Raw genomic sequence first — 16444 nt, 5'->3', positions numbered from 1 at the left:
GTTCAGGTAACTGATGATTCAGGCACCGTAACTATAAGTGTACCTACGCCAAAAATAGCAGGTACAGATTATTATTTCCAAGCACAATTATTTGATTCTGGTTGGGGTCATTTAGCTACCGAAGATGGAGTAACTGTAATTGTTGAAGACGGTTCATCTGAACCAAATTCAATTACCATAGTAAATCCACCCACTACGGTATTTGCTGATCGAATGATTGATATAACCTTAAGGTACAAAAAAAATGTAGATGCTGCATATGCATTAATACGATTTAAAGGGCCTTCTGGAAACTTGGAACAGTCTTTTGTAGAGGTTACTGAAGATGCTGGAGAAGTTACATTAAGTGTAAAATCGCCAGCAACTGTAGGTTCAGATTATAGCTATCAAGCACAATTGTTTACGAAAGATTGGGGGCATTTAGCTACTGAAAATGTTGAAGGAATTACAGTTGAAGAATATATTGCTTCTGGTGAAAATACTTTAGAAATTGTGGATACTTCAACAGATCCTATTAATAATGGTACATTAAGAGAAGTTAAAGTTAAGTATAACCTATTGCAAACTAGTAAAATATTAGTTGAGGTTCGTGATAATGAAGTGGCAGCTGGTAGTAAAAAGATAGGCGAGGTTTGGGTTGAACTTCCGCCAGGCAATGATACTATAAGTTTAGATTTAATTGTTGATAATGGTTGGCCAGGAGAGACTAACCGTATTCAAGCTATATTATTTGAAGGAGGTACTTCTTGGGAAACTATTCCTATCCCAGAAATCCCATATATAATTGTAGGAAAAGGAGATGGTACAATTACCTATAGAGGACAACCCTATCTAGGTGATGGTAGTCAAAACAAATACTTTACTCAAGCTTTAGGTGAAGGGTACTATACTAATTATTACATCGCAAATGGATGGAAAGGGCCGTTAAAAATGAAATTTGGTCCTTATGGATCACCTTCTTGGATTGAATATGAAAATCAAAATACTATAGACGATGGGCATAGAGAATTTGATATAAAAATTCAAAAATTCTCATGGCATGCAGACAAAGAGCCTAATGTAGATAGAGGATATCCTAAAGCTTTAAAAGATATTGATTTTCCTCTTAATACTACATTAGAAGGGCAATGGAGCCCAGGAAGTGGAGGAAAAGGTCAAATTAATATGACAGCTTGGGTTACTAAAACAGGTGATATGAGCGGAGATAGAGTTGATATTATTGTGCATGCATTCCATAATGGTGGAAAATCAAGAATTAAATTTGATGCTAACACTGAGGTTGATGGTCATGTGTTTAATAATATTGGTGAGTTTACCGCAAGTAATGGATTAACTTATCAAGTTTTAAGAACGTTGCCTGGGTATTTGGGTGAAGTAGCGTCATATAATTTGGTTCCTGATGAGATTATACAAGAAGATCCTAGAGCTGATTATACTACTGATTTGATAACAGCTTCTATTGATATGAAAGAGATTATAGATAATTTGATTGAAAAAGAATCAAATTATGCAGGTGTACAAGTACCAATAGATGAGAATTGGCTAATAAATGGTTTAGAGTGGACCGTTGTTGGACAGTCAGAGAATGATGATTATGAAGGTGGGTTAATTCCAAGTGGTCATGGTAAATTTACCTTTAATAGCTACTTTATTCCAGATTTAGTTAAAACGTTAAGTACTGATGATTATAATTTAAAATTCAAAAATTTAACAATTTTTCCTAATCCTTTTACAGATTCATTTTCTTATAAGTTTGATTCAGATTTAAGTGAACCTGTAAGTGTTGAATTATTTACTATGGATGGAAGAAAAGTTAAAACCATTAAAAATGATGATAAATCTTATAATAATATCAAAACCATTAATACATCTCATTTAAGTAGTGGTATGTATATTGTACGTATTACTTCAGGTAATGTGCAGGAAACAAGAAAGCTATTAAAGATTTAATGCTCATTTCATATTCTGTATATTAAAATAACTAGAGAGAAAAAGTCGTCTAATTTTAGGCGACTTTTTTTATTTAAATTCACAATAATTAACCTTCATTTAAAAGTATAGTTTCTGTTTATAATAATAATTTGTTGATAAAGAAGATTTAAAATCAATAACCAGTTAAATTGAAAAAAAATCTATTTCTGTTATAGTTTGTTTAAATATTTGAAGTGTAAAACTAACACTTGTAAAAATAAAATGTTTATATTTGTTAACGTAAACACTTAAGTAATGAAAAATTATGTCATTGGTTTAGATTACGGATCTGACTCTGTAAGAGCCGTTTTGATAGATACGGATAATGGAAATGAAATTGCATCCAAAGTTCATTGGTATAAGCGATGGAAAGAGAATAAATATTGCAATGCATCGATAAATCAATTTAGACAGCATCCATTAGATCATATTGAAGGACTTGAGGATGTTATAAAGTCTGTTGTTACAGATAGTACCATTAATCCAAAACAGATTAAAGGAATTTGTATTGATACTACAGGGTCTTCACCAATTCCCGTTGATGAAAAAGGAACACCTTTAGCATTAAAAAAAGGATTTGAAGAAAACCCTAATGCAATGATGGTACTTTGGAAAGATCATACAGCAATTGAAGAAGCAAATCAAATAAATGAATTAGCCGAAAGTTGGGGTGGTGAAAACTATACCAAATACGAAGGTGGTATTTATTCTTCTGAATGGTTTTGGGCAAAAATTTTACACGTTATCCGTCAAGATGATGAAGTGAAAAATGCAGCGTATTCATGGATGGAACATTGTGATTTAATGACGTATATCTTAATTGAGAATAATGATTTAAAATCGTTTAAAAGAAGTAGATGTGCTGCTGGTCATAAGGCAATGTGGCATGAATCCTGGAATGGTTTACCGCCAAAAATTTTTTTGGAGCAGTTAGATCCTTATTTAGCAAACTTAAGAGATAGGTTATATGATAATACATATACTTCTGATCAAGTTGCAGGGTTTTTAAGTGAGAATTGGGCCAAAAAATTGGGGTTAACTACTGATACTATAGTTGCTGTTGGTACGTTTGACGCTCATTCTGGAGCGGTTGGTGCTAAAGTTGAAGAGCATACTTTAGTAAGGGTAATGGGGACATCAACTTGTGATATTATGGTTTCTTCAAAAGAGATACTTGGAGATAAAACCGTTAAAGGAATATGTGGCCAAGTTAATGGTTCTGTAATTCCTGGCTTTGAAGGTTTAGAAGCCGGTCAATCTGCTTTTGGAGATTTATTAGCGTGGTTTAAAGCTGTGCTTTTATGGCCAATTGATAATTTAGTATTATCTTCTAAAATACTAGATGATGCTCAAAAAAATAAATTAAAAGAAGAAATTGAAGCTAATTTTATTAAAAGATTAAGTGAGCAAGCTCAACATATTCCATTGTCAGAAAGTATTCCAATTGCATTAGATTGGATTAATGGAAGAAGAAGTCCTGATGCAAATCAAGAGTTAAAAGCAGCAATGATTAACCTGTCATTAGGAACAAAAGCACCACATATTTTTAAGGCATTGGTAAATGCAATTTGTTTTGGTTCTAAAAAAATTGTACAACGATTTGAGGAAGAAGGTGTTGCTATTAATAGTGTAATCGGAATTGGAGGAGTAGCTAGAAAATCGCCTTTTATTATGCAAACGCTTGCAAATGTATTAGATAAGCCAATAAAAATTGCAGCATCAGACCAAGCACCAGCTTTAGGTGCGGCTATTTATGCAGCTGTTGCTGCAGGAATTTATCCTAATGTGATTAAAGCTAGTCAAAAAATGGGTGCTGATTTTGAGGCAATATATCAACCTGAAAAAGAAAAAGTAAATACATATAAAAATTTGATGCAATCTTATAATGAACTGAGTTCATTTGTAGAAAGCACCATAAAAAATAACTAAATGAATTCAAACTATAAAACACTAAAACAAGAATGTTATGAAGCCAATATGGAGTTGAACGCTCTAGGTTTGGTAATTTATACTTTTGGAAATGTTAGTGCAGTTGATCAAGATAAAGGTATTTTTGCTATTAAACCAAGTGGCGTTCCTTATGAGGTTTTAAGACCAGAAGATATTGTTATTCTTGATTTTGAGAATACCATTATTGAAGGAAAATTACGACCATCTTCTGATACCAAAACTCATGCGTACCTTTATAAAAATTGGACTGATATTGGAGGTATAGCACATACCCATGCAATGTATTCTGTGGCTTGGGCTCAGGCACAAATAGATATCCCTATTTTTGGTACTACTCATGCTGATCATTTGACATCTGATATTCCTTGTACTTCTCCTATGAGTGATGATTTAATTCAAGGGAATTATGAACACAATACTGGTATTCAAATAGTTGATTGTTTTAAAGAAAAAGGAATTTCTCATAACGAAGTAGAAATGATATTGATTGGTAATCATGGTCCTTTTACATGGGGTAAAAATGCTGCTAAAGCGGTCTATAATAGTAAAGTTTTAGAAACTGTAGCTCAAATGGCAGCATTAACTTTACAAATAAATCCTAATGCACCAAGGTTAAAAAATTCATTAATTAAAAAACATTACGAACGTAAGCATGGTAAAAATGCTTATTACGGACAATAAAATATAAGAAATTAAAATGATAGATATATCTCAAAAAGAAGTATGGTTTATTACAGGAAGTCAACATTTATATGGAGAAGAAACTCTTAAAAAGGTTGCAGAGAATTCACAAAATATTGTAAAAGGTTTAAACGATTCATCACACCTTCCAATTAAAATTATTTGGAAACCAACAGTAAAAACACCGAGTGAAATTACAAATATTTGTCAAGCTGCTAACGTAGACAAAAACTGTATTGGAGTCGTTGTGTGGATGCACACTTTTTCTCCTGCTAAAATGTGGATAAACGGGGTAACCATATTAACTAAGCCTTTATGTCATTTACATACTCAATTTAATGCTGAAATTCCTTGGAAATCTATTGATATGGATTTTATGAATTTGAATCAATCTGCTCATGGTGATAGAGAATTTGGGTTTATGATGAGTAGAATGCGTAAAAAACGCAAAGTTATCGTTGGCCATTGGCAAGACCAACGTGTTCAAAAAAAATTAGGAATATGGTCTAGGGTTGCATTAGGATGGGATGAATTGCAACATTTAAAAGTAGCAAGAATTGGTGATAATATGCGTGAAGTTGCGGTTACAGAGGGGGATAAAGTTGCTGCCCAAATGCGTTTTGGTTTTTCTGTAAACGGATTTGATTCTTCTGATGTGGTAAAACATATTAATAAAGTATCTGAAAATGAAGTAGATAAATTGTTAGCTGTTTATGAGAATAGTTATAATTTAACCCCGTCACTTAAAGAAGGTGGAAACCAAAGAAATTCGTTGGTAGAAGCTGCTAAGATAGAATTAGGTTTGAGGGCTTTTTTAGATGAAGGTGGTTTTAAAGCGTTTACAGATACCTTTGAAAATTTAGGAGAATTAAAACAATTACCAGGTATTGCAGTACAACGTTTAATGGCCGATGGGTATGGTTTTGGTGGAGAAGGTGATTGGAAAACAGCAGCAATGGTTAGAGCCTTAAAAGTTATGAATGTAGGCTTAAGTGGAGGTGTTTCATTTATGGAAGATTATACCTATCATTTTACCTCTAAAAAATCGTATGTGCTAGGTTCTCATATGTTAGAAATATGTCCTTCTATTGCAGAAGGAAAGCCTTCATGTGAAGTACATCCTTTGAGTATTGGAGGAAAAGAAGATCCTGCAAGATTAGTGTTTAATGGTAGCTCTAGAGATGCTATAAATGTTTCTTTGGTAGATATGGGTAATAGATTTAGATTGATAGTAAACGAAGTTAAAGCTGTAAAACCTTTAGAAAATTTGCCCAATTTACCTGTTGCTAGAGTGCTTTGGGATGCAAAACCAAATTTAGAAATCGCAGCAACAGCCTGGATTTTGGCTGGAGGAGCACATCATACTGTATATAGTCAAAGCATTACTACTGAATTTATAGAAGATTTAGCCGATATTGCGGGTATTGAACTACTTGTGATAGATGAGAAAACAACAGTAAGAGAATTTAAGGATAAAATTAACGCAAACGAAGGATATTATCATATGTTTCAACATAAATTATAACTCAAATAAACTAACTTAACTTAATCAAATTATGGGAATCATTTCTTTTGTAGGCTTTACTTTATTTGTAGCCGTTATTGCTTATTTGTCAACACTTAAAACCGATGAAAAATCTTCTGATGGTTATTTTTTAGGTGGTAGGAGTTTAACCGGTCCTGTAATTGCAGGTTCATTGTTGTTGACAAACTTATCTACAGAACAAATTGTAGGTATGAACGGTGTGTCATTTAGAGATGGATTACCTATTATAGCTTATGAAGTTGTAGCAGCTATAGCCATGGTATTTACAGCTTTTGTATTATTACCAAAATATCTAAAAAGTGGTATTGCCACAATTCCACAATTTTTGGAAAATAGATATAGTAAATCTACTAAAACTATTGTTTCTTTATTGTTTTTGTTAGGATATGCAATTTCTATGCTACCAACTGTGCTCTATTCAGGTGCATTAGCTATAAATACAATGTTTGATATTCCTGAAGCATTAGGCGTTGGGCCAGAACAAGCTCTTTGGATTACCGTTTGGGCTATTGGAATTTTAGGTAGTATTTATGCTATTTTTGGAGGATTAAAAGCTGTAGCCGTATCAGATTCTATAAATGCTATTGGTTTAATAGTTGGAGGTGCGTTAATTCCAATATTTGGATTAATGTTTATTGGAGATGGCAATGTGTTTAAGGGTTTGAATACATTGACAACAGCCCTTCCAGAAAAGTTTATTATTATTGGAGGTCCTGATTCTGATGTGCCTTTTTGGACACTTTTTACAGGTATGATAATCGTAAATTTTTATTACTGGGGAACCAATCAAGCAATTATTCAAAGGGCTTTAGGAGCAAAGAATTTGAAAGAAGGTCAAAAAGGACTTTTATTAGCTGCTTTTATTAAAATATTAGGTCCCATTATAGTAGTATTACCTGGTATTATTGCTTTTTATATTTTTAATGGAGATCTAGCTAATGCTGATGAAGCTTATCCAATGTTAGTTAAAAAGGTTTTGCCTACTGCATTTATAGGTTTTTTTGCAGCTGTTCTTTTTGGAGCTATTTTAAGTTCTTTTAATAGTGCTTTAAATAGTTCGGTTACTTTATTTGGACTTGATTTTTATAAGCAATATATAAATAAAAATGCTTCTGAGTTAAAAGTTGTAAAAGCAGGAAAAACTTTTGGTATCGTATTGGCATTGTTTTCAATGGCTATAGCACCTCTTTTATATGGAGTAGAAGGTGGTATTTTTACTTATTTACAAGAACTAAATGGTACTCATAGTGTTCCTATTTTAGCTATAATTATTGTAGGTATCTTTTTTAAACGTGTTACTGCTAAAGCAGCAAATATTGCTATTTTGTTTAGTGTGGTAAGTTATTTGGTAACGTTATATGTGTTAAGACCTATTGCGTTAGAGTCTGGCAGTTATTTTCCACATTTTTTACATCTAATGGGAATAATTTTTGTTATTGCGGTAGTTATTATGTTTACAGTTAGTGCTATTAAACCTAGAGAAACAGTTTATACTCAAGAGTATACCAAGCAAGTTGATATTAAGCCTTGGAAATATCTGAAGCCTGTTGGTTATGCCTTAATTGTAGTAGTGGTTGCTTTATACATATTATTATCATAGTACTCATAGTTTAAAAACAATATGAATAAAAAAACGCTAAAGTAAACTTGGCGTTTTTTTATAATGACTCTGGTAGAATTGCTTGGGAATCTATAAAAGTTTCATTTTTAAAATAGAAATGTCACAAAATAAAAAAGCAAACCTTATGATTTGGCTTGCTTTTTTTATTTATGGTGACCTCGACAGGATTCAAACCTGTAGTCTCTTGAGCCGTAATCAAGTGCATTATTCAGTTATGCTACGAGGCCATTTTTTTATGGGAGGCAAATATATTTCTTTTTTTATGTAAATAAAACAATATTTGCAACAAATTTAAAGTTCTAAGTCTTTTTTAAATTTTTTTAATATAGGTTTAGCCTTTTCAAGATCTTCTTGGAAGATAAATAACTGTACTTGAGAAGGGGAACCACCATAGAAACCTGAACGTAAACCGGACTCAAAATTGTTTTTAACTAAAGATGGAATCTGGTTTTCATCTAAATCTAATTGTAAGCGTTGAATTTCTATTAAAGAACCTGTAAAAAATTCTACATGTTTAGAGCTATCATCCATGGCATATTGTTTTATGTAAAGATACAAAAGTTTAATATTAGTTTGAACTATTTTGTGATTTAATACCACCAATCAATAATTAAAACTAACATTATACATTTTTTATTTAACTTAGAAATTACTATTTCATTTCTATACCAAAACTATTATTAGTACTATCAACATCTGCCATTAATCCTGAAGGATCTATTTCTACAGTTTTAATGGTTTTAGTAGTCGTTAAACTGTAAGTAGGAGAAGTCCATGACCAATCCTTTAAAATAGTAGCGGAAGTAGGTTTTTTACCTAACATCATACGTAAAGGTATATAGAAGTTTTCTGTTGAGCCATCAGTATAAGTTACTTCTAAATCAATTGGCATTGGCATTTTGCCTACTCTTTTAAGTATAATTTTGTTGTCGTTTGCACTTTCGATAGCATAATCTATAGAGGCCGTTGTTTTTACAAAATAAGTTAAATACCAATCAAGTTGTAAACCTGATACTTTTTCTGCAGTCCGTTTTATATCATTAGGAGTTGGATGTTTAAATTTAAAATCTTGATAATATTTTTTTATAGTTTTTTCTAGATTCTCTTCTCCAATAACATAACCTAGTTGAGCTAAAAATACAGCACCTTTACTATATGCTGCAGCACCATAAGCAAAATTATAAGTATAATGATCTGCATATGTGGTAAGTGGTTCTTCTAATCCAGACTTTACTAGTCTTATATAACCTCTATATGATCCTGCATTTGGGTTTTCTTTATTTTGATTTAGTATTTCATTAGTTGCTCTACTAGAAATATATGATGTAAAGCCCTCATCCATCCATTCATGCTTGATTTCATTAGTTGCCAAAATAAATTGAAACCAGCTATGTGCAAATTCATGTGATGTTACCCCAACCAATGAACCAAAGCTACGATTGCCAGTTATTAAGGTACACATACCATATTCCATACCTCCATCGCCACCTTGAATTACAGAGTATTGTTTATATGGGTATGGTCCAATATGTTTGTTAAAATAGGCTAGTAATTCGGCAGTTTTAGGTTGTAATTTTTTCCAGTTTTCTATATTTTCTTTGTTGTTTTTATATAAAAAATGTAAGGTTACATCATTTTCACCTTTAATTTTATCGTGTATGTAGTCAGGGTCTGCAGCCCAAGTAAAATCATGTACATTTGGAGCTTTAAAATGCCATGTTAATTTTTTCACCTTCTTTTTATGTTTTACAGGCTTGTCTGAATATCCATGCCCTATTTCGTCAGGGTTTTGCAAATAACCAGTACCTCCAATTGTATAATTTTTATCGATGGTTATTTTTACATCAAAATCTCCCCAAACGCCATAAAATTCTCTTCCAATGTATTGATTAGCATGCCATCCTTCAAAATCATATTCTGCCAATTTAGGATACCATTGCGTCATAGACAAAGCAACTCCTTCTTCACTATTTCTTCCAGAACGTCTTATTTGTAAAGGTACTTGGCCTTTAAATGTCATGTCAAAAGTAGCTTTGGTATTAGGTAATATGGGTGTGTTTAGTGTTACTTTTAAAATGGTACCTATTACTTCATATTTAACATCAGTACCATCTTGTTTTAATGAGTTTACCTTAATAAAACCTATTTCGTTAGGTTTTAATTTAGCAATTCTACTTTCAAAAATAGGAGCTTCTTTTGTGCCAATATTGTTAACCATTCTACCATCTGGATCAGCAATATTTTGTAATCTAATATCCATTTCACTTCCTGGTTGAAACGCATTAAATTGCAAATGATAAAACACTTGATTTATTACATCTGGTGAGTTATTAGTATAGATCAATTTTTGAGTTCCATTGTATTGATAATTTTCTACATCCATATCAATATTCATGGTATAATCAACATGTTGTTGCCAATACCCTATGTTCTGTGCTGTAACTGTTAATGTAATTAATAATGCTAAAAAAGAAGTAATTTTTTTCATCGTAAAATATGATTTAAATAAGTACGCAAGATACCAATAACAAGTTTGATACCAAAAAAAAGCCTGAAAATGAGTTTTTCAGGCTTTTAACTATAATTTTGAAAGTTTCCTTTCTTACTTAAATGTTTTATTTATTAGCTGATATTTTTTCTGCTAAAATTAATGCGTTGTAAGCGTTTAATATTCTGCCAGAAACTGATAATTCAGGGAACATAATCTTATCAGAATCACTTCCAGGTTTTACTACTGGTTTTTTAAATTCAATACCTGAATCCATAATAACTTTTTTAACCTCACTAGCAGTTAAGTTTGGGTAATATGATCTTACCAATGCTGCTACTCCAGCAACTTCAGGAGCTGCCATTGAAGTACCTTGAATAGATTCGTATTCATCTTTAGGTACTGTAGAGTATATTTCTAATCCCGGAGCAAAAATATCTACATTTTTTTTGCCGTAATTTGAAAATGAAGCAACTAATTGGTCATCAAAATGTCTAGTCATTGCTCCTACAGTAATCACGTTATCTGCAAATTCTACAATTTTATCTTTAGAATCATTAGGGAAATTTTCCTCAGTATCTATATTACTGCCATCATTTCCAGCAGCATGTACTAATAATACGTCTTTTTCTTCTGCATATTTAATGGCGTCATAAACCCATTCAGCATTTGGTGAATAGCTTTTTCCAAAACTCATATTAACTACTTTAGCACCGTTATCTGCCGCATAGCGGATAGCTAAAGCAACATCTTTATCATATTCATCTCCATCAGGTACAGCTCTAATGGCCATAATTTTTACATTATGAGCTACTCCGTTCATTCCAACACCATTATTACGTTCTGCAGCAATAATACCTGAAACGTGTGTTCCGTGCATCTCGTCATCTTTAGAACCAATTACATAAGGGTTTCCGTAATCAGTATCAGTAATGTCATAAGGATTATCTCCGGCAACTCTTCCATTAAAATCTATTTTGTATTGAGAATTTAGCTGATTGCTATAATGGTCAACAATACCATCTAATTGTTTAAAGGCATTATCAACACTATCTCCACTACTAATAATTCTCATAATTGTAAATTTGCCTTGCTCAAGCATCTGATCATCAAACTTAATAGCATTTAAGTTGTCGATAGTCATTTCTTTACCAGCCAATAATGTAGTTACAGTATCATTGGCCTTAGAAATCATATCTTTTACTGCTTTGTATTGAGTTACTTGATTAGAAGCACTAGTATTTTTTTCATCGATTATCTTTTTTAGTTTGGTAAACAATTCAAAATCTTCCTTGTCTGCCTCTGCAATATCCTCTGCAGATTTTCCATCAAATTTTGGCATCCATTTTTTTACCATTCTAGTCATTTCTAATTGTTCAGGGTTAGAAGTTCCTTTTTCACCACCTAAAAAATTCCATCCGTGGATATCATCTACGTAACCATTATTATCATCGTCAATTCCATTATTTGGAATTTCGTCTTCATTTATCCAGGCAACATTTTTTAAATCTTCATGTTCAATATCGATACCTGAGTCAATAACTCCAACAATTACAATTTCTCCTTTTTTGTTTTTTACAAATGTATAGGCTTTGTCTAAACTCATACCAGGAACTGAATCTGTAAAAATATCCATATGTGGCCAAGCTTGTATTTCTTCCTTAGTCATTTTGCCTAGTTTAGGCACTATGGTATCAGTAGCTGTTGTTAGTACGTATTCTTTAACAGAATTAGTTGTTGTGGTTGATTTTACTGTGCCACAACTGGTTATTAGTAATGTAGCAATGGCTACAAAAGAAAATAGTTTTAAGATTCTCATATTTATCAAGTTAATTAAAAATTTCGTTAAAAGTGTATGTTTTGTCAAGTCTAACTCCTTTTTCTGTATGCTTTACCGTACAAATTTCGTTGTGGGCATCATGTTCTAAAAAAAGAAAATAGTTTTTATCTGCAGCTAAATTTAAAAAGGATTGTTTTTCATTTAAAGTTAATAAAGGTCTGGTATCATAACTCATAACATAAGGAAGAGGTATATGTCCAATAGTTGGTAATAGATCTGCCATAAAAACCAATGTTTTCCCTTTGTAATTTAAATGAGGAATCATTTGTTTTTCTGTGTGCCCATCAACACATAAAATATCAAAGTTTAGTTCAGAATTTTTTATATAATTATCTTCTGAAAGATTTATAAATTCCAATTGTCCACTTTCTTTAATTGGTATGATGTTTTCTTTTAAAAAAGAGGCTTTTTCACGAGCATTAGGCTCAGTTGCCCATAGCCAATGTTCTTTGTTCGACCAAAATTTTGCATTTTTAAAAGCAGGTTGATATGCTGTTTTGTCTTTGTTGAATTCAATACTACCACCACAATGGTCAAAATGCAAATGTGTTAAAAAGACATCGGTAATGTCATCTTTACAAAAACCTAACTTAGCTAAGGAAGAGTCTAGTGTTTTGTCCCCAAACAAGTGATAATAGCCAAAAAATTTGTCAGATTGTTTGTTTCCCAATCCCGTATCAATTAGAGTTAATCGATTTCCATCTTCTATTAAAAGAGACCTCATACTCATTTCTATTAAGTTATTGGCGTCTGCCGGATTGGTCTTTTGCCAAATCGATTTGGGTACTACACCAAACATTGCACCGCCATCTAACTTGAAATTTCCTGTTTCTATCGGGTAAATCTTCATTTTTTTGTTAAAAGATTACAAATATCTTTAATTTTACTCTATTTAATGTTAAATATATGAGAAAATTGAAGAGGAAAGTGATTTTAAATTTGGTGTTTTGTATTTCTCTTTATTTATGTAAAGAGAGTAACATTTGCTATTGAAATATTGTAAAAAAAAGAGGCGTCGAGCGGATTCGAACCGCTGTACAAGCTTTTGCAGAGCTCTGCCTAGCCACTCGGCCACAACGCCTAATTATTGTTTTGAGTTTGCAAATTTAAACAAATTAATAGGTATAACATAAAAAATTTATGTTATTTTTTCTTAGACATTTTTATAGTAACCAAAGCTACATTACCTCCTATGGGTGGATTAACTTTTGAAACCTCAATGGATGCTTTTTTTACAATAGATATTTCTTTAAAAATTCTTTCTAAAATTCTATGAGCTACTGTTTCTAATAATTTAGATCTGATTGCCATTTCTTCTTTTACAATTCTATTAAGATGAACATAGTCAACAGTATCTTTTAAGTCGTCAGTTTGAGCTGATTTTATTAAGTCTGTTTTAACTGATAAATCAACTCTATACTCAGAGCCAATTTTACCTTCTTCACTTAAACAACCGTGATAAGCGTACAGTCTTATATTTCTTATTTTTATTATTCCCATCGATTATAAAATTTTGGTAAATATAAATATTGTTTACTGTTCTTTTTTAATAATCAATGTTATTTGTACATTTGTCTTTAACACAATTAAACTGGTTTAAGATTTTCAGAATATTAAGAAAATGTTAAACCAGTTAATAGTTTATAATAATATCTATAAAGAACTAATAATTTATTTAATATGAAAGCTCGTGAATTGTTTATTTTAATAAGTGCTCTTGTTGTGATTGTTATTGTGGGCATTTCTTTTTTTTGGCTACCAATTCTATGGAGCTTTATTCTTTTTGGACCACTTATTTTAATGGGTGTTATTGATATTGTACAAAAAAAACACACCATTAGAAGAAATTTTCCTGTAATAGGAAGGTTTAGATATGTATTAGAATCTATTCGTCCTGAAATAATGCAATATTTTGTTGAAACAGATACTGAAGGACGGCCTTTAAACAGAATACTAAGATCATTAATATATAGACGAGCTAAAAAGGTTAATGATACCGAACCTTTTGGTACACAAATGAATTTATACCATTCTGGATACGAATGGATGGAACATTCTATGTATGCCAAACATAACCCAAAGGAAATAGGTAAGTTTCCGAAGTTAAAAATTGGAGGTTCAGATTGTAAACAGCCTTATTATTCTAGTTTGCTCAATATTTCAGCTATGAGTTTTGGTTCGTTGAGTGATAATGCCGTTATGGCATTAAACAAAGGTGCCAAAATGGGTAATTTTGCTCACAATACTGGTGAAGGAGGGATAAGCCCTTACCATTTAAAATATGGAGGAGATTTAATTTGGCAAATAGGAACAGGGTATTTTGGTTGTAGAAATGAAGATGGAACATTTAATGAAAAAACTTTTAGAGAAAATGCTACTAGGCCAGAGGTGAAGATGATAGAAATTAAATTGTCTCAAGGAGCAAAACCGGGACATGGAGGTATTTTACCGGCATCTAAAAATACAGAAGAAATAGCTAAGATTAGACATGTAAAACCTTTTGAATCAGTGCATTCTCCACCATCGCACTCTGCTTTTGGCAATCCTATTGAGTTTATGTACTTTATCAAAAAGTTACGTGAACTTTCTGATGGAAAACCTGTTGGATTTAAATTGTGTATTGGAAGAAGACAAGAATTTATGGATTTTTGTGAAGCTATGATTTGTACAGGAATAAAACCAGATTTTATAACTGTAGATGGTGGTGAGGGAGGAACAGGTGCAGCACCAGTAGAATTTGCAAACTCTATTGGAATGCCTTTACGTGAAGGTCTTGTATTTGTACATGATACGTTAAGAGGTTTTGGATTGCGAAAAGATATTAAAGTAATAGTTTCTGGAAAAATTATAACTGGTTTTCATATGGCTAGAGCAATTGCTTTAGGTGCTGATGGGTGTAATAGTGCAAGAGCTATGATGTTATCAATTGGTTGTATTCAAGCATTAAAATGTAATACCAATACTTGTCCTGTTGGTGTAGCAACACAAAACAAATCTTTAACAAAAGGATTAGTGGTTGAAGATAAAGCAGTAAGAGTAAATAATTATCATGAGGCAACTATTCATAGTTTTTTAGAGCTTATTGCTGCAGCTGGTCTTGATGGTCCTTATGATTTAAGAAGAAAGCACATTAATAAAAGAGTGGGTATGTATAACGTGTTGACTTATGATGAAATTTATCCTCCAATCGAAGAAGGGTCTCTATTAAGTATGGATACTATTCCAGAAAGTTATAAAAAATACTTTCATTTAACTAGAATAATGTAATAATAAAACTGTAAATTTTTTTTAATTTAGATGTTGGTAACTTGACAAAGAAGGTTGTTAATAGTTAGCATCATCAGGATAGTTTTTCATAAAATTTTCAGCCACATCTACCATGTTTATGCTTCCACAGAAAAATGGTACACGCTGATGCAATTCAGTTGGTTTTATATCTAAAATTCGTCTGTAACCGTCTGAAGCTTTTCCGCCCGCTTGTTCTGCTAAAAAAGCTATTGGATTACATTCGTAAAGTAAACGTAATTTCCCTTTTGGAGCTTTAGAGCTTGTTGGATATATATAAATACCTCCTTTAATCATATTTCTATGAAAATCAGAGACTAAAGATCCAATATAGCGTGAAGTGTAAGGTCTATCACCTTCTTCCATTTGACAATATTTTAAATAATCTTTTACACCTTGAGGAAAATGAACATAATTACCTTCATTAATAGAATAAATTGTACCATCTTTTGGAAAAGTCATGTCAGGATGTGATAAATAAAATGTGCCTATTGCTGGATTTAAAGTAAAACCATTTACTCCATGTCCTGTAGTAAATACCAACATAGTTGATGTTCCATATACAATGTAACCAGCAGCCACTTGTTTGTTGCCTTCTTGTAAAAAATCTTTCAATTCTACTGGAGTTCCTGGGTTAGTAATACGTCTGTATATTGAAAAGATAGTACCTACTGATACATTCACATCTATGTTAGAAGATCCATCAAGAGGATCAATCAAAACTACATATTTATTGTTGTTTGTTTGGTCATTACCTGAAATAGTTACAAAATCATCCTCTTCTTCACTAGCAATACCACAGACAATTTGCCTATTGGTTAGGGTTTCCATAAAAATAGTATTGGCATAAACATCTAATTTTTGCTGGTCTTCACCTTGAATGTTTGTGTCACCAGCAGTTCCTAAAATATCTACCAACCCTGCTTTGTTTACTTCATGATTTACTACTTTTGCAGCCAATCTAATTGAATTGATAAGGCGGGATAACTCACCAGAAGAATACTTAAACTGTTTTTGATTTTCTATTATAAATTCGCCAAGAGTACTATGTTGTTGCATTTT

12 protein-coding genes and 2 tRNA genes are annotated in these 16444 nt (G+C 31.9%); 6 read left to right on the top strand and 8 right to left on the bottom strand.

Annotated elements, in window-relative coordinates; genetic code table 11:
* The 5 genes from EGM88_RS11275 to EGM88_RS11255 form a co-directional block, all read left to right on the top strand.
* Positions 1-1950: T9SS type A sorting domain-containing protein (locus EGM88_RS11275; RefSeq protein ID WP_148084085.1), on the top strand; the 1950-nt coding region annotated here is incomplete at its 5' end.
* Positions 1951-2226: 276 nt separating this feature from the next.
* The gene (locus EGM88_RS11270) at positions 2227-3900 is read left to right on the top strand and encodes a ribulokinase (RefSeq protein ID WP_123898392.1); all 1674 of its coding nucleotides are present in this window, start codon (positions 2227-2229) and stop codon (positions 3898-3900) included.
* The gene (locus EGM88_RS11265; protein ID WP_123898391.1) at positions 3901-4602 is read left to right on the top strand and encodes an L-ribulose-5-phosphate 4-epimerase; all 702 of its coding nucleotides are present in this window, start codon (positions 3901-3903) and stop codon (positions 4600-4602) included. It abuts the gene before it with no gap.
* A gap of 16 nt (positions 4603-4618) precedes the next feature.
* A complete protein-coding gene (gene araA, locus EGM88_RS11260; protein WP_123898390.1) occupies positions 4619-6127 on the top strand; it encodes an L-arabinose isomerase in 1509 nt (502 codons plus the stop codon).
* A 31-nt stretch (positions 6128-6158) separates the two neighbouring features.
* The gene (locus tag EGM88_RS11255) at positions 6159-7748 is read left to right on the top strand and encodes a solute:sodium symporter family transporter (RefSeq protein WP_123898389.1); all 1590 of its coding nucleotides are present in this window, start codon (positions 6159-6161) and stop codon (positions 7746-7748) included.
* A gap of 171 nt (positions 7749-7919) precedes the next feature.
* Here the strand turns inward: EGM88_RS11255 and EGM88_RS11250 are convergent.
* The 7 genes from EGM88_RS11250 to folB all read right to left on the bottom strand — a co-directional run bounded on the left by EGM88_RS11250 (position 7920) and on the right by folB (position 13597).
* A tRNA-Arg gene (locus EGM88_RS11250) sits at positions 7920-7996 on the bottom strand.
* 64 nt (positions 7997-8060) lie between these two features.
* Complete coding sequence (locus EGM88_RS11245; protein WP_123898388.1) at positions 8061-8300, bottom strand: putative signal transducing protein; 240 nt, start codon at positions 8298-8300, stop codon at positions 8061-8063.
* Between the two features lie 121 nt (positions 8301-8421).
* Positions 8422-10257, bottom strand: a complete 1836-nt coding sequence (locus EGM88_RS11240) for a M1 family metallopeptidase (RefSeq protein ID WP_123898387.1) — start codon at positions 10255-10257, stop codon at positions 8422-8424.
* A gap of 127 nt (positions 10258-10384) precedes the next feature.
* Positions 10385-12076, bottom strand: coding sequence for a S8 family peptidase (locus EGM88_RS11235; RefSeq protein ID WP_123898386.1), 1692 nt, complete (start codon positions 12074-12076; stop codon positions 10385-10387).
* 10 nt (positions 12077-12086) lie between these two features.
* Positions 12087-12947 (bottom strand): MBL fold metallo-hydrolase, encoded by an 861-nt coding sequence (locus EGM88_RS11230; protein WP_123898385.1) that lies wholly within the window; start codon positions 12945-12947, stop codon positions 12087-12089.
* A 160-nt stretch (positions 12948-13107) separates the two neighbouring features.
* Positions 13108-13178: transfer RNA gene (locus EGM88_RS11225), tRNA-Cys, on the bottom strand.
* Between the two features lie 62 nt (positions 13179-13240).
* Positions 13241-13597: a dihydroneopterin aldolase gene (gene folB, locus EGM88_RS11220; protein ID WP_123898384.1), complete on the bottom strand. Its 357-nt coding sequence runs from the start codon at positions 13595-13597 to the stop codon at positions 13241-13243.
* Between the two features lie 180 nt (positions 13598-13777).
* Here folB and EGM88_RS11215 point away from each other — a divergent pair, with 180 nt between their 5' ends.
* A complete protein-coding gene (locus tag EGM88_RS11215) occupies positions 13778-15364 on the top strand; it encodes an FMN-binding glutamate synthase family protein (RefSeq protein ID WP_123898383.1) in 1587 nt (528 codons plus the stop codon).
* 57 nt (positions 15365-15421) lie between these two features.
* Here the strand turns inward: EGM88_RS11215 and fbp are convergent, their stop codons facing one another.
* Complete coding sequence (fbp, locus tag EGM88_RS11210; protein ID WP_123898382.1) at positions 15422-16441, bottom strand: class 1 fructose-bisphosphatase; 1020 nt, start codon at positions 16439-16441, stop codon at positions 15422-15424.
* Between the last annotated feature and the right edge of the window lie 3 nt (positions 16442-16444).

Origin of the sequence: Aureibaculum marinum (assembly GCF_003813905.1) — a bacterium.
Lineage (GTDB): Bacteria > Bacteroidota > Bacteroidia > Flavobacteriales > Flavobacteriaceae > Aureibaculum > Aureibaculum marinum.
This window is presented reverse-complemented; position numbering and strand designations above follow the sequence as displayed.